The 18,363-nt window shown below is 36.0% G+C and carries 15 protein-coding genes and 1 tRNA gene; 7 read left to right on the forward strand and 9 right to left on the reverse strand.

The genetic code is table 11. The features are described from left to right. Window positions 1–285 precede the first annotated feature (285 nt). From BLP46_RS11305 to BLP46_RS11315, 3 genes are all read right to left on the reverse strand, one after another. Entirely contained in the window at window positions 286–1,455 is a 1,170-nt protein-coding gene (locus BLP46_RS11305; protein WP_092979026.1) for a tyrosine-type recombinase/integrase, read from the reverse strand. A 104-nt stretch (window positions 1,456–1,559) separates the two neighbouring features. Beyond that, window positions 1,560–1,736 carry a helix-turn-helix domain-containing protein gene (locus BLP46_RS11310; RefSeq protein WP_092979028.1) on the reverse strand — a complete coding sequence of 59 codons (177 nt, stop codon included), beginning with the start codon at window positions 1,734–1,736 and terminating at the stop codon, window positions 1,560–1,562. A 12-nt stretch (window positions 1,737–1,748) separates the two neighbouring features. Beyond that, window positions 1,749–2,531, reverse strand: a complete 783-nt coding sequence (locus BLP46_RS11315; RefSeq protein WP_167669258.1) for a replication initiator protein A — start codon at window positions 2,529–2,531, stop codon at window positions 1,749–1,751. A 548-nt stretch (window positions 2,532–3,079) separates the two neighbouring features. Between BLP46_RS11315 and BLP46_RS11320 the strand changes: the two genes are divergently transcribed. The 4 genes from BLP46_RS11320 (at window position 3,080) to BLP46_RS11335 (ending at window position 11,296) form a co-directional block, all read left to right on the forward strand. Then, a complete protein-coding gene (locus tag BLP46_RS11320; protein ID WP_092979032.1) occupies window positions 3,080–4,396 on the forward strand; it encodes an ATP-binding protein in 1,317 nt (438 codons plus the stop codon). Between the two features lie 628 nt (window positions 4,397–5,024). Further along, window positions 5,025–8,318 carry a helicase-related protein gene (locus BLP46_RS11325; protein WP_092979034.1) on the forward strand — a complete coding sequence of 1,098 codons (3,294 nt, stop codon included), beginning with the start codon at window positions 5,025–5,027 and terminating at the stop codon, window positions 8,316–8,318. After that, window positions 8,305–10,740: an Eco57I restriction-modification methylase domain-containing protein gene (locus BLP46_RS11330; protein WP_092979036.1), complete on the forward strand. Its 2,436-nt coding sequence runs from the start codon at window positions 8,305–8,307 to the stop codon at window positions 10,738–10,740. Before BLP46_RS11325 ends, BLP46_RS11330 begins: the two co-directional genes overlap by 14 nt. 34 nt (window positions 10,741–10,774) lie before the next feature. Next, complete coding sequence (locus tag BLP46_RS11335; protein ID WP_318259599.1) at window positions 10,775–11,296, forward strand: TaqI-like C-terminal specificity domain-containing protein; 522 nt, start codon at window positions 10,775–10,777, stop codon at window positions 11,294–11,296. A gap of 90 nt (window positions 11,297–11,386) precedes the next feature. Here the strand turns inward: BLP46_RS11335 and BLP46_RS11340 are convergent, their stop codons facing one another. Next, window positions 11,387–12,175: a TaqI-like C-terminal specificity domain-containing protein gene (locus BLP46_RS11340; RefSeq protein ID WP_207645237.1), complete on the reverse strand. Its 789-nt coding sequence runs from the start codon at window positions 12,173–12,175 to the stop codon at window positions 11,387–11,389. 131 nt (window positions 12,176–12,306) lie between these two features. Between BLP46_RS11340 and BLP46_RS11345 the strand changes: the two genes are divergently transcribed. Then, window positions 12,307–12,909 (forward strand): master DNA invertase Mpi family serine-type recombinase, encoded by a 603-nt coding sequence (locus BLP46_RS11345; RefSeq protein WP_092979042.1) that lies wholly within the window; start codon window positions 12,307–12,309, stop codon window positions 12,907–12,909. Window positions 12,910–12,944: 35 nt separating this feature from the next. Then, the gene (locus tag BLP46_RS11350) at window positions 12,945–13,871 is read left to right on the forward strand and encodes a hypothetical protein (protein WP_092979044.1); all 927 of its coding nucleotides are present in this window, start codon (window positions 12,945–12,947) and stop codon (window positions 13,869–13,871) included. Window positions 13,872–13,968: 97 nt separating this feature from the next. Here the strand turns inward: BLP46_RS11350 and BLP46_RS11355 are convergent, their stop codons facing one another. The 4 genes from BLP46_RS11355 to BLP46_RS11370 all read right to left on the reverse strand — a co-directional run bounded on the left by BLP46_RS11355 (window position 13,969) and on the right by BLP46_RS11370 (window position 15,202). Beyond that, on the reverse strand, window positions 13,969–14,325 hold the full coding sequence (locus BLP46_RS11355; protein WP_092979046.1) for a TnpV protein: 357 nt from the start codon (window positions 14,323–14,325) through the stop codon (window positions 13,969–13,971). A 3-nt stretch (window positions 14,326–14,328) separates the two neighbouring features. Continuing rightward, on the reverse strand, window positions 14,329–14,508 hold the full coding sequence (locus BLP46_RS11360; RefSeq protein ID WP_092979048.1) for a hypothetical protein: 180 nt from the start codon (window positions 14,506–14,508) through the stop codon (window positions 14,329–14,331). Further along, the gene (locus BLP46_RS11365; RefSeq protein WP_092979049.1) at window positions 14,505–14,813 is read right to left on the reverse strand and encodes a DUF6809 family protein; all 309 of its coding nucleotides are present in this window, start codon (window positions 14,811–14,813) and stop codon (window positions 14,505–14,507) included. The genes BLP46_RS11360 and BLP46_RS11365 overlap by 4 nt, the downstream gene beginning before the upstream one ends. A gap of 304 nt (window positions 14,814–15,117) precedes the next feature. Beyond that, a tRNA-Leu gene (locus BLP46_RS11370) sits at window positions 15,118–15,202 on the reverse strand. Window positions 15,203–15,588: 386 nt separating this feature from the next. Between BLP46_RS11370 and BLP46_RS11375 the strand changes: the two genes are divergently transcribed. Next, window positions 15,589–17,973 carry an Ig-like domain-containing protein gene (locus BLP46_RS11375; RefSeq protein ID WP_092979050.1) on the forward strand — a complete coding sequence of 795 codons (2,385 nt, stop codon included), beginning with the start codon at window positions 15,589–15,591 and terminating at the stop codon, window positions 17,971–17,973. A 182-nt stretch (window positions 17,974–18,155) separates the two neighbouring features. On the opposite strand, the gene BLP46_RS13120 is transcribed toward BLP46_RS11375, so the two are convergent. Next, window positions 18,156–18,363 (reverse strand): IS30 family transposase (locus BLP46_RS13120; protein WP_167669259.1); only part of this gene is annotated, 208 nt, incomplete at its 5' end.

Raw genomic sequence — 18,363 nt, forward strand, 5'->3', positions numbered from 1 at the left:
CGGTTTACCCCAACTATTGACATTGAGCCTACATATATTTTCTCTTCAATCTGTCAATTGTCAAAAACAAGCGACAGCTTGACGCTATCGCTTGTTTTTAATATTTCATTCATTTTCATTTTTTGGTTTACCCCAACTATTGACAAAGAGCCTAAATAAAAAAGACCACCGTAATCTAATACAGTGGTTTTTTGGTGCGAGTGACCGCGACATATGGCTTAAAGCCTGAACTTTTCGCGGTTTGACTGCACTTTTGACTGCAGTTTGTGCCAATCCTGCATTTTTTCACGCGATTTGCAGGTTATTGGCTTTCATGTATTCGTCGGCGACGGCGAGGTGTTCATTTCGGAATTTCTCGAAAACGGAGCAGTAAGTGTTCAGCGTAATGTTGATATCCGTGTGTCCCAAAATCTTCTGCAACACCTTTGCAGGCATTCCCGATTCGATACACCTTGTGGCATAAGTGTGTCTGAGCGAGTGCAAATCCACTCTGCCGTACACCGTTTTATCAACGATTCCGAACGACTTTAAAGCCGCCGAATAAGAATAGTTCACCTGATTGGTGGTAATAAGATTGTGATTGCTCGACATAAAAAGCAAGCCGCTTTTCTTTCTGCCAATAATGGTTCTCAGAAAATCTGCCACATCGTCATTGACAAATAGTGTTCTCGTTCCAGCCGAGGTCTTAGTTTCGTTGAACACGTTTTTTCCGTATTTGCCGCGTGCAACCGTCTTATTGACGCTGATAGTTCTGTCGTCGAGGTTGATGTCCTCTACCATCAGAGCACAACACTCACCGACTCTCATGCCCGTAAACATCGATAACAGCATAATATCACTGTAGCGAATATCCTCGTTTTTGAGCACGTTAAGGAGCTTCTTTTGCTCGTCAACCGTCAGTGCCCGAACGGGGATTGTCTTTTTGTTGGACTTCGGGCATTTGATTTCCTTGATCGGATTGTCCTCAATGATTTTTCGGTGTGTTGCCTTGCTGAGCACCGCGCCGAGGAGCTGATACATCTTGTTGATACAGGACTGCGAATAGTCGAGCTGTGTTTTGAAAAACGCGATAATATCATCCTCGGTCAGCTCGTCAAGCGGTTTGTTGGAAATTGCAGAGAGCATTTTCAGCGTTTCCATTTTCCTGTCATAGCTCGACTGCCTGATTTCATTCAGCGCAAGCTGTTCGTCCATCATCTTCTCAGCATACTGGAAGATGGTAGGAACAGGCGGCTTCTTGCCGTGAAGATTGCCTGCAAGCGCTTGGATTTGCAGCTCCTTGAGCTTGTTGCGCGTTTCACGCTCTGTCTTGCCGTAAACGGTCTTACGGACGTGCTCGCCGTCAATCACCAGATTGATTTGCCCGGAATACCGCTTGCGGCTCTCCACATAATAAATACTACCGTCACCATACGGTAATTTTATCTTCTTTGATTTTGTGCCTTTGGTTTTCAAAATGAACCGTCCTTTCTTAACCTAAAGACACTGAATCGTTTTTGACTACCTTTATGATAACGCAAAAACGACTCAACGTCAATATGCTTTTTTACTTTAAAGTATTAAATTCTTCGTTTTTTACTCCACTCTATGAACGCCTGCTCGCTGACCTTAAAATTCTTGCCCACTCTGACAAGCGGAAAATCTGCTCTCATCATAATATTCCTTGCTGTCGGCAGGCTGCAGCCGAGTGCCTCGGCAACCTCTTTTGTGCTTAAAAACTTGATTTTTGCTTCCATAATTTACCTCCGTTAATTGCCGTATAAGCCGTCGGCTTCCAGTGTATCTATCGAATTATAGATTGATGTCAGCATATAGGCTCTTATATTCTTTATTTCGGTTGTATTTCTTTCAAGTGAATTGATCACATATTCAATGTGTTCAGCGGTCAGCATTGATAATCGCTGTCGAACGGTTTGTATCGTAATCTCGCGCTTACCAATCCGTACATAACTCTCGGGGGAGCAATATGTATCGGTTATCATGCTTACAATTTCATCCAGAACGCCGCCGTAATCACGCTGCGCAAGCACATCATATTCGATTTGCTCCTCAATCTCCTCTTTCACCACACTATAGGAGATAGATTGATTGATATGACTATCTTCAGTATGGATATATTCAGTATTGATTGGTGGTGATTTTCCGTATTCCGGAATGTTGGTTTTCGTTACTCCTGAATGTTGATTATCATTGTTCTTGAATAGTGAATTTGGAGATTCTTCAAGTTGATTAACATAAATAGCATCCGGCTTACCTCTGCCTTGGTTTCTCCGATAAATCAACCTAAATTTTTCAAGCTCACGAAACAGCTTTGTCGCCTTTTGAGAACCACAGTATAGTGTTTTGCACACCTCGCTGTTAGTAAAATACACGAATACATCGCCGTAACTGTCCAAAAAACCATTCTTCTCAGACAGCGTCAGCCTGTCCAGCAAAAATGCGTATAGTAGCTTTGCTTCAACAGATAGCTGTGAATACGAATCCGAAAACAAACATAACGGTACCTTTAAGAACCGATAACTTGATTTCATAATAATCATTCCTCCTTGTTCGGTATTTGGTAATTTGAAGAAAACCCTCTCACCCTTTTATTCCACACTTTTTTTTAATTTGTTGCAAAGAAATTTTAAATTTCTCTTATTAAACTGCCTTAAAGCTTTCAAAATCATCTGAAACGTATGCAATACAGTCTATATAACCTTCTATTACTGTATTGCTGACTTTTTTTTAATTTGACAACCTATTATTTTTTTCAACTATCTAATATTTTAAGAAAAATCCCCTCACCCTTTATTCCACACTTTTTCAGATTTTTTTGCAAAGAATTTAAAGAATTTTAAAAGTTCAAGTATCAAATTGCTTTAATGCTTTCCAAATCATCTCAACGTGAGCCATTCTATCTAAAAAACCTCTCTACTTTCTAATGCACAATTATTTTCGATTTGGCAACCAATTAATCAAAATAAAAATATCCAATCTTCATATTCGCAAACTAAAATAAATATTTTTGCTATTCATTGCAAATACTTTACATATTAAGATTTTTATGCTATTATTATTTAAAAAGGAGGCGGAGTGTATGATACCGACGAAAAGATTAAAAAAGCGCGACCTTTATTTGAATAAACTGATTGCCTTTCAGGACACCGAGCCTGTTAAGGTTATCACAGGTATTCGACGCTGCGGAAAGTCGAGTTTAATGAAGTTAATGGCAGCACATTTGCTTGAAAGCGGCGTTTCGTCTGAGCAGATTGTTGAAATGAATTTTGAATCCTATGATTTCAAGGATATGACCTCAAACGGGATTTACGAGTATATTCAATCAAAGCTGCTTCCCGAAAAAAGAATGTATCTTTTCTTCGACGAAATACAGCGCGTTGAGGCTTGGGAGGACGCGGTCAACGCACTTCGCGTGGATATCGACTGCGATATTTATATCACCGGCTCTAACGCTTTTCTTCTGTCCTCGGAATACTCCACCTATCTTTCGGGCAGAAGCGTTGAGGTCAAAATGCTTCCGCTTTCCTTTGCGGAGTTCATAGATTTCCACGGATTTGAAATACGCGAGAGCACAAGCGCGCTTGGCGGAACACACAGACGTGCCTATGATTTGCTGGGCGAAAGCTATGAACTGAAAGAGTTATTTGAGGCTTATCTTCGATTTGGCGGTATGCCCGGCATTGCGGATGTCGGCTTGGAGCAGGAAAAAGCTTTGATGCTTCTTGACGGAATCTACTCAACCGTTATCGTGCGTGACATTCTCGAAAGAGAAAAGCGCAGAGGCAGACGTCAGATAACCGACGCCGTACTTCTGCGCAAGATCATTCTGTTTTTGGCGGACAATATCGGCAGTTCCATCTCCGTTTCGTCCATCGGAAATACGCTCGTCAATGAGGGCTTGCTCGACGACGGCAGGAAGAATAAACCGAGTGCGCACACCGTTCAGGCGTATGTCAACGCGCTGCTTGAAGCATACTTTTTCTACGAAATCAAACGCTTTGACATCAAAGGCAAGGACTATCTGCGCACGCTCGGCAAATATTATATCGTCGATATTGGACTGAGAAACTACTTGCTTGGTTTTCGCAACCGAGACAGCGGACACATCTTGGAAAACGTTGTTTACTTTGAACTTTTGCGCCGAGGATATGACGTTGCAATCGGCAAGCTTGGCGATTCCGAGATTGATTTTATTGCTTCAAACGCCAACGAAAAGATTTATTTTCAGGTCACGGAATCCATGAACAGTGAAGCTGTTCGGAAGCGCGAGCTTGCGCCTTTGCAAAAAATCAAAGACAATTATGAGAAGATAATCCTGTCACTCGACACAGGATTGGAAAAAGAATTTGACGGAATTAAGTCGGTCAATGTGATTGATTGGCTGCTTGAATACTAAAGAAAACCAAAAAATTATTTAGCTTTGAGTATAAAAAATCAGCTGCCAATCGTCACCGAAACACTCCTGCAAACCGTCCTCAAAACCGTCAACATGAAGGTACGAAGCAAAGAAATTGTTGAGTTAATCATGAAAAGATACGCAATGATTCAGAAATAAAATCCAAAGAAAAAACGACCTGCGAGACTCACTTGCAGGTCGTTTTTTCTTAAAATGTTTTAAAGTTTTAGGCAAGGGGACTTAGGGGTTCTCCCTAACAAACGTTACTGTTTTCGCCGAAAGGAGTAAAAACAGTCTGCTTGTATAGTCGTGACATCTTCAAAAAGAAATCTTCATGTTACATCTAAACAAGCAGTGCATTTTTACTCCTACCCGTAAAAACACGCTCGCAAGGGATACCCTTGAACCCGATTTTAAATACAAACATTTTATTTGAAAAAATGGAAATTTATTCTGTTAAATATTGTTATTATATCATCAAGTATCTAATTTTATAAAAAGCTTAAATGAATATAGAATCCAAGGAAGCAAGAAATCCCTTTACAATAAAAAAGTCTTGTATTATAATTTATGATAATGGGAAACTAAACTTGATCATAACAATTAGTGACATGTAAGGGGAAATTATATGGCATCGATAATTGATAATCGCAAAAAAACAATGCTTTCGTCATTGAAGAACTCACTCAATCAAGCTGAAAGAGTAGATATATTAACAGCGTTTTTCTATTTCTCAGGATTCAATGCGCTTGCAGATGAACTGAGAGATAAAAAAATTCGTATCCTGGTAGGTAATTCAATTGATCCTGAAGCGATTGAAGAACTATGTTCTGCGGTTAAAGATGGACAGGATGAATCGCTGGAAAATTATGCAGTTAGAAGATTTAACAGCATGAATAACTCACAAAAAAAGAATAAATACATTGATGGTTTCGTTGAACTATTTAATAAATCTGCCTTATCCGAGGAATTTGATTCTTCTGATAGTCAGACAGTATTCAAAATGTTTGTCGAAAAAATCAAGGACGGTTCTTTGGAAATCAGACTAACTGCAAAACAAAATCATGCCAAAGCGTATATTTTTACGAACAAGCCAGAGTTCTCTTGTTTTGGAGATCAAAAAGGGGTAGTATTTACAGGTTCTTCAAATTTCACTTACAATGGTCTTCTTGGACAAGGCGAAATGAACGAACGTTTCAGCGATAACGTAAAATACGATGAATATGAAGAAGAGTTCGAGTCTTTGTGGAATGATAGCAAAGCGATTGATATTTGTGTCAAAGATGGTAACGATGATTTTGAAAAGGAACTACAAAATAGACTTTGGATTTTTGCGAGACCTTTACCATTCCATATATATATACGTATTCTGTTCGAACTTTATCATTCAGTAGATAACTGTAATATTTTTACTCCTGCCGACATTACTAACGGTAAATTCACGAATTTAAAATATCAAATTGATGCTGTAAAGTATGGCGTTGACTGTATCAATAAGAATAACGGAGTCATAGTTGCGGACGTTGTTGGATTAGGAAAATCGGTAATAGCTTCTGCAATAGCTTATAATCTTGATGTAAAGAAAACCGTTATTATTGCTCCTCCTCACTTAGAAGAACAATGGAACGAATATCAACAAGATTTTGGTTTAAGGGGAGTAAAGGTATATAGTAGCGGTAAACTTGAAGAAGTATATAATACATATGCAAGTGATTCTAATCCGATATTATACATTATTGATGAAGCACATAGATACCGTAATGAGTTGAGTGATTCTTATCAATGGTTACACCAACTTACCAGATCAAATGTTGAGAATAAAGTAATTCTGCTCACCGCGACACCATATAATAATAGACCTCAAGATCTTTTTGCATTAATCAAGCTGTTTCAAACTCCTAGTCGTTCTACAATAAACTCAGTAGATAATTTAGGTGTTAGATTCAGAGAATTGATTGCACAGTACAATAAGCTTGAAAAAGCAGGCAAGAAGAATTTAACAGAGGCTATAAAAACTGAATTAAATATTCTTAGCCAACAAATGCGTTTGTTAATTGATCCTGTGATTGTTAGACGCAGTCGAATCGATTTAAAAGAAATAAAAGAATATAGCAATGATTTGAAAATGCAAGGAATACAGTTTCCTGAAGTTGTTGGCCCGGAACTAGTGGAATATGATCTTGGAAAAATCCGAGAACTGTATATTTCAACCCTAGACAAGTTAAGTAATCAATTTACTTGTGCTCGATATAACCCCTCGGCATACTTGATAGATCCGGAAGCATTTAATCAAAAATATGGTGAGTTATTTAACGAGATTAACATCCAGCAATTTCAAGGGAACTTGGCAAAATTTATACAAAGACTGCTGGTTATGCGATTTGAAAGTTCAAAAGCAGCCTTTAAGTTAACACTTACCAGTATTATACGATCTTATGAAAATATTGTAAAATGGTGGAATAAAGGGTATGTTCCAATAAAGAAGCGAGGTTATTTACCTGATCCTAATGAGGAAGAAATACTTGAGACTTTAGAAGAAATCGAAAAGATAGACAATGAACCCATTGATGTTGATAAGATAAAAAAGAAAGCAATCCCATTTTCAAAGGAATTGTTTAGTAATACTTATATACATTCAGTAAAAAATGATATTGTTTTGCTTAAAAACATTTATAATGAATGGTTTGGGCAGGACGAAGTCGGCGAAGATCCGAAATATAATGAGATAAGCAATCAAATTAATAAACTAATCAGAGATAATCCCAGTAGAAAGATTGTTATTTTTTCAACATATTCTGATACCGCTGCTTATGTATATCAAAAATTGAATAATGACGGGTTTAATGCTTTGCTTTACACAGGTGGTGCATCAAAACAGGACAGAATCATAGTGCGTCAGAATTTTGATGCTTCTTGCCCAATTACCGAACAGGCAAATGATTATGACATAATTGTAGCGACAGATGCGCTTAGTGAGGGTTTTAACCTTAACCGCGCAGGAGTCATTATGAATTATGATATTCCTTATAACCCCACAAGAGTTGTTCAACGTATAGGCCGTATAAATCGAATTAATAAAAAAATGTTTGATAAGATTTATATCTTTAACTTTTTCCCAACGGATATAGGTGAACAAAACACCTTAATTAAAGGCATCTCTACATTAAAAATGCTATTAATTAATAATATTGTTGGCAGTGATACTCGTACACTTACGCCTGATGAAACACTTCAAAGCTACTTTAAATCTCAGTATGAAGATGCCAATGAAGAAACGATAGAAAAAAGCTGGGATAACGAATACAAAAACGCTTATAATTTAATTAAGCACAATTCTAAATTGATGGATATTGTTTTTAGTATTCCGGAAAGAGCACGAATCGTCCGAAAAAAGCAAGAACAACCATGTGCTATTTCATTTGCCAAAAGAGGAAACAATGTTCTGTTTGCATTAGCGCATGATTTGGAACCAAAAGCTCGAATTGTTTCCGCTGAACAGGTTCTTGGCTTATTTAAAGCTGATGCAGATGAAAAAAGCTATGAGTTTGATCGGGAGTTAGATAAAAAGTTCAAAATACTTCGAGATGAAATAAAGAAGCCGTATTCTAAAATTCCTTTAGACAGGCGCAAAGGACAAGCAATTGAAAATCTTGAAAAACTCAAGGCGATCTATCCTGTAGAAAAAGACTATATTTTCGACTTGATCGAAGTTATAAAAAACTATGATGACTTAAGCGATGGTGAGCTAAAGTTTTTAGCAAATGTGGTTGTAAAGCCTGATACAGTAGCTAATGTAATTGCCGAGATTAAGAAAAAGATTCCTGTGCACTATATCATTCAAATTAAACAGAAAGCTGAATCGATAGATGCTCAAACCGAAATAATAATGTTTACGGAGGATTTAAGATATGATAACGATTAAAGAAGCCGAAGAAATATTAAAAAAAGAATATCATATCGAAAACTTTGAATATTTAATGGGTGAAATTCTTCTTCCTGATTATACAGTAGATAAGCATGAAGTTGAATTTAATAATGAACTATTCTCCAAAGTAACACTTCTTGGTGAATCCAAAAGATGCGACATAACAGTTTTTGAGGTATATATCAATGAAGGCTGTCAGAATAGACGTGTTGGTATTACACAGGAGATGTTCCGTATTCTTAGAAATTTGCAAATCAATAACGCTCTTGTTGCATTTTCTAATGCAGATGCTCAAAATTATCGCATCTCACTATTGACAAGTAAGTATGAGTTTGATGGAGATAAGATTGTAAAAATTCTCTCAAATCCAAGACGTTTCTCATATAGCTTGGGATTTGGAACGAAGACTAAAACTGCTTATGAATTTCTAATTAAAAAAGGTAAAGTTGATTCTCTTGATGAATTGATTCAACGTTTTTCTGTTGAGGTTGTAAATAAACAATTCTACGCTCAAATTGCAACGGCGTTTACAGAATTAGTTGGTGGAGAACGAAACGGTAAAAAATATGAAAAGTTGCTTAATTTACATGGAGTAGTTGAACACAACAAATATGCTGAGTTTGGCGTGCGTTTGATTGGACGTATCATGTTTTGCTGGTTTCTAAAAGAAAAGCGTAGTGAAAACGGCATTTCTTTGGTTCCTGATGATATGCTGTCTACAGATACTGTAAATAATTCTGTGAACTATTATCATCATATTCTTGAACCGTTGTTTTTTGAATTGTTGAATACCAATCAGCATTGGAGAAAGCGTGAATTTCAAAATGATTATTATAATCAAGTACCTTTTTTAAACGGAGGATTATTTAGCCCTCATACCGACGACAGATACAAGTATGATATAGTAAACAAATGCGGTAAGTATGGTGTAGTATCAATTCCTAACGAGTGGTTTAATAATCTCTATACTGTATTAAATGAGTATAATTTTACTGTTGATGAAAATACTGCATACGATATAGAACTATCAATCGACCCAGAAATGCTTGGTAGAATTTTTGAGAATTTATTAGCTGAGATTAACCCGGAAACAGGTGAAAATGCTAAAAAGAGCACAGGTAGTTTTTATACTCCACGTGATATTGTGGATTATATGGTTGACAGCAGTTTGTGTGAATACCTCAAAAACAAAACCAATATCGATGAAGTTAGATTATCTGCACTAATCAGTTATACAAAAGAGGATGATCATCTTGCAGTTTTTAATAAATCGGAAAAGAAAAGAATAATCAATGCACTGTATACTATTACTGTTTTAGATCCTGCTTGCGGCTCAGGTGCCTTCCCCATTGGAATGTTACAGAAAATAGTATACATATTACAGGAGCTTGATCCGGGAGCAAATCTATGGTTTGATAAAGCAACTGAAAATGTCAGTATTTTTATCAAGAAGGAATTTGAGAAAAAATTCAACTCGGGATCACTTAACTATATTCGCAAATTAAGTGTTATTCAAAATTCAATTTTCGGAATTGATATTCAGCCTATTGCAGTGGAGATTTCAAGATTAAGGTGTTTTCTTTCTCTAATTATCGAGGAACATGTACACGACAATGAAGAAAATCGCGGTATTAATCCCTTACCTAATCTTGATTTTAAGTTCATTATTGCAAACTCGTTGTTAAAATTACCGGAGGAATCAAAAATAAACGCCCCAAGTGATTGGACACAAATGTCTTTATTTGAAAACCAAGATTACATTGATGAATTAAAAAATGTTAGAGAAGAGTATTTCAATGCAGAATTAGGAAGAAAAGCAGAGCTAAAACTTGAATTCAGCAACATACAAAAACGGATGTTTCAAGATATTATAGACAGATTAGGAAAAACACCTTCTGATCGATACAGAGCATTAGTGGATTGGTCTCCCTTTGAAAATGAAGTGACAAATTGGTTTGAACCAGATTGGATGTTTGGCGTTAAAAATGGTTTTGACATAGTAATAGGCAATCCTCCGTATATTCAATTACAAAAAAGCATATCATCTAAAAACTCTCAAAAAGTTGGTTATTTATACAAAAATCAGAATTATTATACATTTGCAAGAACCGGTGATATTTATTGCCTTTTTTATGAAAAAGGTAATCAATTATTACAGCAGGATGGACTTCTATGTTATATTACCAGCAATAAATGGATGAGAGCAGGTTATGGTAATCGTCTAAGAGGATACTTAGCTAATAATACTAACCCAAAATTATTAATAGATTTTAGTGGAAAAAAAGTATTTGAAAGTGCGACTGTAGATGTGAATATTCTCTTATTCCAAAAGGGGAAAAATACATTTAACACTAAGGCTTGTATTATAAAAAACAACTGCTTAAATAATATGAGCGATTCTTCGCGGCAGAGATATTAAACGTTACACGTATAGTTTTGACAACTTATGGCTTATTGCAACTTTTCCAAGCCGACACTATGATATCGAAGAGTATCCAGCTGTTAAAAATCACTTATTATCTTATGGAATAGAGAGACTTGAACAAACTGGTAATAAATACTTTACTGATGGATTAGAAATCAAGGCTCGTAAGAAAACAAATAATAAATGGTATGAAACTCAGGATAGCATAAGTTATTGGAACGATTTTTCTAAACAGAAAATTGTTTGGGGAAATCTTTGCCAGGCCGCACAATACACACTTGTGGATAAAGATTATTTCATAAACGCTCCATCTCCAATGATTGTGCCGGGCAACAAGTACATTTTAGCGGTTCTTAACTCTCATTTAGGTGACTGGTATATTCGTCAATTAGGCGTAACTCGAAACGGGGGATACTTTGAATATAAGCCAATGTTTGTTGAACAATTGCCGATTCCAAAAATTCCCGAAAAAGAACAAGCTGTTTTCATTGATATAGTAGATAAAATTCTTATGGCTAAAGAAAGCGGAGAAGATACTTCGATTCTGTAAACAGAAATTAATGATCTTGTATATAAATTATACGAACTAACTGTAGAAGAAGTTAATTTTGTTGAAAACACACAATAAGAATAAAACATATTATTTGATGATAAAATTTGTTTCCTCATCAGTGAGTCCATATAAAAAACAAAACAGTTTATCAATATCATTATCAACATCACAACCTCTTTGTCGAAGATTGTAGAGTTTCTCTAATTTCTCTTCAATTTTATCTGTAGGTTGAATAAGTAGAATTTCATTTAAGAATCCTTCACCTTTCCCACCTGTAGCATTCGCTTTGGATAGCACAATTTTAGAAAACAATTTGCTATTTAAGAATGAAAGAATGTATATTAAGTGCTCTCCTGTTATAAGATAGCATTTATTATTTAGCATATAGTCTGCTTCAACCAAACATGCATCCATTGCATCGCTAATCTCACGGTATACGATTTTTTGCTTATAAAATTCGTTCCAATATTTTGCACCCCATCTTTGCAGTGCATACCATTCATATCTTATACCGGTTTCAGCTTTATTTCTTCTTGATAGTTTGTCTTTGAAAGAGCACAAATGTTGATAAACAGCTTGATAATTACTTGAGAATTGCTTTTCTGCATCTTTAGATGGTCCAGTAATAGTTTCGTCATCTTGTAGTGGAAAATGCCACGGCACAAATATTAACCATAAATCTGAAAACGAATACTGATATCGTTTAATATCTCTGCCGCGAAGAATCGGTCGAATTATTTCAGCAGATTTTGGATCAGCTGAAATCAATTCATCTTTCTTCTCTGTTGAGATAATAAATGCTTCATTACATCCAGTTTTAATTCCATAATTAATTGAGAGATTCCATTTTGATAAAGGGACTCCTTTTGTTCTCATCTTTGTGCGAATACTGTTTTCAACAGGTAAAAGAATTACCCAACTTTCAGAATCCCAAAAACTATTTATCGAACTATTCTGCTCAACATAAACGCTCCTTAAAAATAATCAAAAAAAGGAGAATTAAGATTATGTTTTATGGGTACATTAGAGTAAGTAGCGATAAGCAAACTGTTGAAAATCAAAGATTTGAAATCAAACGTTTTGCAGAAGAAAAAGGGGTGGAAATCGACGGTTGGATTGAGGAGACTATTAGTGGAACCAAAAACTACGATAAACGACGTTTAGGGAAATTATTAAATAAAGTAAAAGCAGATGATGTGATAATTTGTTCTGAACTATCCCGTTTAGGGCGTAATCTGTTTATGATAATGGAGATATTGAATATTTGCATGAACAAAGGCTGTAAAGTTTGGACAATTAAGGATCATTATCGTTTAGGTGATGATATTGAAAGTAAGGTTCTTGCATTTGCTTTTGGATTATCTGCTGAGATAGAAAGAAATCTTATTAGTCAACGTACAAAAGAAGCGCTTGCTCGAAAAAAAGCTGAAGGGATAACTTTAGGACGTCCTAAAGGAAAAAAATCCTCGCGCGTAAAACTTAGCGGAAAAGAAAGAACCATTCGTGATTTACTTGACGCCGGTGTTTCTAAAAGCGAGATTGCACGAATATTTAAAGTGAATCGTATGACTGTTTCGAACTTTATTAAAGAAAGAATGCAAGAAATATAAACATAATAGTATAATAAAGAATCGAGGGTAACAATATGAAATGTGCATATTGCGGTCAAGTTACAAAAGGCACAAAAGAACATATTATTTCAAGTGGAATACTGGATTTGTTTTCTGAGTGCTATATTACTTTTGATGAAACGCGCAGAAAAACTCATTTATCTGATCCTATGGTTAAAGATGTTTGCTCGGAGTGTAATAATAAACGGATATCATACATTGATAGTTATGCTAAAAACGTTATATCAAAGTATTTTGTAAAAGAATACAGAGAAAATGATAAAGTTGAAATAGAGTATGATTACACTATGATTCAGAAAATGTTATTAAAATATGCTTTTAATGATATGAGAGCACATAAGGATGATTGTTCATTTTTTGATGAGGAAATAAAACACTTTCTTACAGATTCTGGTGATACGACTCCCAAAGAGTACATTACTGTATTATGCGGATTAGCTGTGAATGTATCTCCAATACCGGATGCGTTCATGGGAAATCTAAAATTACGTTGGGCCAAGGAACCAGTTTTTTTCTCAAATGGCACAATTGACTATATTGATTATGAAACTGGACAAGTACACATAAATAACAAAGTTGAAAAACAAACTTTTATAGATTTACGTGTATCTTATGTTTTTAGATTCAATAGTGTACAATTTCTACTTTTATGTTGGGATAAAACATCAGCTGACATCGAACAGAACAAGACTATTCTAAAGTATCAGTATCCCTACTACTTAATGAACGCAAATGATAAAACAGCAATTATACCCATTTGTACGGATGAGGGTAATTATTTTCAATTTAATCATATACATGTTAGCTGGGATCTTAGATTTGAAGTGGGTAAAATGCGCAAGTTGGCAAGTGGTGGTAGATTTCAGTACAAAGAACTATACGAAGAAGCTTGGAAGGAAGAAGAAAAACGAATTATTGATGAACATCCTCGTGGAGAGTAGAAAGAAAGTTAACGTTATTTAAAAACCAAGGAGGTCAAGGTAATTACCCTGACCTCCTTGGTTTTGCTTAAAACGGCGTTTTTAGCGGTATAAAGTTTTAGGTGTAAATTAACTCTCTGTTGACGATTTCGGTAGCTGTGAGGCGGATTGCGTTCATTTTGCGCGTCCATTCAATCGGGGTGTCTGCTTTTAGCTGTTCGGTAAGGTTTCCCTTTTCGGAAAGCTGACGGATGAGCAGATCGTACATTTCATTTGCCTGAGAATCAATGTCGGCGAGATATGCCGCGAGCTTACACGAGGTAAGCAGGTTGAAATAGATTAATCTGTGGTGCTCTTTCAGATAGTGTTTGTGCCTTTGTCCGAAAACGCCGATTTCGACCTTTGGCTGTTCGGGTAACTTCAAATTGGGAAGAAGATAATCGCCCTGTTTTGTATATGTAATAGTTGTTGGCATAATTCAAACCTCCTGGATCTTGATTTTCTTGACCTTTGCCTTTGTGAGTTCGACTATCAGCTCATCAACGCCATCAGTGTATCTGCCTTGTAAAATAAGGTCGTTTTTCAAGCAAATCAAACTGTTGATAACGGTTCGACGTTCGTTGTGCGTTAGATATAGATGATATTTAGGATTTCTCATTCGCTCTGCTCTTTTAAGAAATCCTCGTACGGTGTATCTTCATTTACAAAGGTATCGAAAATCAACTTTGCGCCTAATCTGAATCCGACGATGAAGCTGTCGAGTTCTGATTCTCCCAAGATAACGTCAGAAGCATTTACAAAAGAGAGAAACGCTTTCTTTTCTTCGCCTGTCAGCTTTTCGGTCAGCATCGCTTCGCTTTCCGAAAGGACTGCCATTTGCTTTTTCAAAAAGCTACCGTTTTTGAAACCGCGCGCCTGCGGATCAATGTTGCCGTAATACAGTTCCGAGATTACATTTTTCATTATGATATGACCGCCGAAAATAGATTTGTCAAACAAACGATTCAGTGAATTAAGGTCATTTTCTTTAATTTGACAGCACTTTTAAGCTGTCCGGTCTATATGTTTTCACGAAAAATCTATGTTTTTGACTGTATTCGTGACTGCAGTTGACTGTAATTTTGACTGCACTTTAACTTGTCTTAACCGATTTCAACCTTTCTCAACTTAACTATGCAAGTGTTCAAAAGCCCAATGTTTAAGCCATTTTCAGGCATTTTAAGAAAAAATGGCAAAACAAAAGAGGCAGTTAAAAACTGCCTCAAAATGGTGCGAGTGACGGGACTTGAACCCGTACGTCGTAAAACACACGCCCCTCAAACGTGCCTGTCTGCCTATTCCAGCACACTCGCAAATATTTAATTGTTTTGTCGTCTCTCGACTCAACGCTTGTTATTATAACACAGGCAATATATGTTGTCAATAGTTTTTTAAAAAAATTTGTAGAATTATATAATTACAAAAATTAAGAAAAATGTAATATTTTTACTTTTTTGTCATAATTAGAAAATAAAGTTGCTAATTAAGAATAATATGAAGTATATTTTTTGAATAAAAACAAAATAATTCTTCAAAGCTATTTACTAATATATCAATGTTTGTTATACTGTATTAGATGATGAGTTCGTATGTTTAATTGGTTTATAATGTGTTATAAATCATATTATTATATTAAACACTCATATTCATAAATAAGCTAATTTATATTTTTATATAGCACTAAAATCGAGGTAGTATTATGATTGCAATAATCAAAAAGCCTATATCAATTCTTTTGTCTGTGCTGATAATATTACTTACTGTTTCCGGAGTAACTGCGGTTTCGGCAGACAATAAAAAGCCAGATTTTGATATTAATACAGAAGCTATGTATTTGATTGATGAGCAAAACGGCGATGTTCTTTATTCAAATAACGAAAATGATAAACGTCCAATTGCTTCATTAACGCAAATTATGACTTATATTGTTGCGGCAGATAAAATATCATCTTTAAATAAAACAATGATAGAAATAAACCAAAAACCGCTTGAAGCCGTTGATGAAAAAGCTCCGATTGTAGGATTTAAGGATCATATAGGAGAAAAGTTTTCTGCACTTGATATTATGTATGGAATGTTGCTTGTTTCGGGCTGTGACGCAGCGCATATTATTGCAGATTACGTCTGCAACGGTGATACAGACAAGTTCGTTGATATGATGAATGAAAAGGCAGAAAAACTCGGTTGCGAAAATACTCATTTTAATAATGTAGACGGCTTTTCTGATGATAATAACTATTCCACAGCAAAAGATTTATATTCGATTACCAAATATGCAAAGACTCTGTCGTACTTTAATCAGGTAGTTAATACCGAGTCCTATACTTTAGCCAATGAATCAGAGCCGCTTATTAATTCCAATTATATGATTGATAAGGTGAACGGCGGCAAGTATTATTACCAATACGCAAACGGAATTGATTCGGGCTATACCGCTCTTGCAGGGGACTGTCTTGTTTCAAGCACTTCAAAGGGCAATACTTCGCTTATGTGTATAGCATTGGGTGGAAAAAACACCGATGGAGACGACAAAGACAATCATGCGATGATTGATTCAAAAAATCTCTTTGAATGGGCTTTTAAAAATTTCTCGGATAATATTGAGATATCTCTTGATAAGAGATTTAAATCAATACAACTTGGCGAAAGCGCGAAGCTCAGTGCTAAAGTGGGCGACAACAATACAAAATCAAAACCTGCGGTTGAATGGAGTTCATCGGATGATTTAATTGCAACGGTAGACCAAAACGGTGTCGTAACGGCACATTCGCTTGGTCAGGCAGATATTACGGCAAAAACCCAAACAGGTAACTTTGACGTGTGTACTGTTTCCTGCGGATTTTATAACGGTATTGATGTAACGCTAAACACAGGTGATTATTCAACCGGAGAAAAAGCTCCGCTTGATTGGAAAGTATTGAAAAATATCGGAATAGACTTTGCCATTATCAGGGCTGACGCGGATTCAGACGGCGATTCTTCACAAAATTATGAAAAATTTGCAAAAGATGTCAAAGCCGCAGTCGAAAATGATATACCATACGGTATCAGTTTTGTTTCAAATGCAAAGAACGCAAACGATGCAAAAGAAGAAGCCGAATACTTAGTAAAAAAACTTAAAGAATACATACCTAATTATTTGGATAAAATGTCTTTGGCAATAGCTTATGATATGACCGATGTTCGTTTTAAGGATTATTCAACAGATGATAATACTTCTATTGCTCTTGCTTTTAACGAAGTTATGTCAAAGAACGGTTATTCGGTATTCTGCTGTTCAAATAAAGAAGTGTTCGGTAAAATCAATATTGATAAATTGCTGAAAGCCGATGTTAAATTACTTTATTCTTATTATCTACACAAGGCAGACCTTTCAAAAGAAATCAAAATAAACGATAATTACACACCTGATATATGGCAATATAGAAATAACGGTTACATTCCGCAGGCGTCTGATAATTATTGCACACGCCAAAATCTATATTATATGTTGTCATCTCAGATAGACAAGTATTCTCCGGTAACATTATCGGCGAAGCTGAGCGATGATAATAAGAAAGCTAACCTTAATTGGAATGAACCTTCATATGACGTTGACGGCTTTGAGATTTACCGCTTTGCACCCGGTGATAATGAGTTTGTAAAAATAGCAGATGTGTCTTCGGATACCTATTCATATGAAGATAATTCGCTCAAGTTAAACGGAACATACAAGTATTATGTTTCTGCAAAGCTTTCGGATAAACTTGATGATTCTTATACTCAAACACTTGCAAGTAATGTGGTAGAGCTTTCTGTTAAAACAGGCGAGCAGGAGACAGGAACTACCGGATTGGATTATACTATTCCGACTTGCCTTGCAAACAATGTGGCTGCAAAAAGCACAGTTTTGAATCCGCACCAGCAGAACGGCAACGGTTCAGCAAATTCTGCCACTATTTTTACAAATTCCGACGGTTCTATCAACACCGGCACAACTTCTTACTTTGTAATTGGCTTTATAATTATTGCTGCTGTTGCTTTTGTTGTGTTCTACCGCTTTAAGGGAAAGTCGGCAAAGCAAGATGCTAAGCATTTAAAGTAATTAAAATAAAATTGATTTCTTAATAACTTTAAAACGATAAATTAAAGCAGATTTTAATGAAAAAAAGATGTACGCAAATTGCAATAGCAAGTTGCAACAATTTTTGAGTCTGTAGTAGATCGCCGCGAGTTTTTCGAGGGAGGAGCGTAGCGACGAGCGAGGAAAACTCGCGGCGACGCGGCTCACGCGGCAGCATATATGCGGTCGAGTTCCTGCTCGAACAGCTCTTCCGGGGTTCTGTAGCCCAGAATCTTTCTGGGCAGGTTGTTGATCTTATCCGCAAAGTAGAGGATGTCATCAGCGCTGTAGTCGTCAATGCTTTTGCCCTTCGGTATAAATCTGCGCAGCATTTTGTTGTGGCACTCGTTAGTTCCTTTTTCGTAGGACGAA

It is taken from the genome of Ruminococcus sp. YE282 (assembly GCA_900101355.1).
GTDB lineage: Bacteria > Bacillota > Clostridia > Oscillospirales > Acutalibacteraceae > Ruminococcoides > Ruminococcoides bromii_A.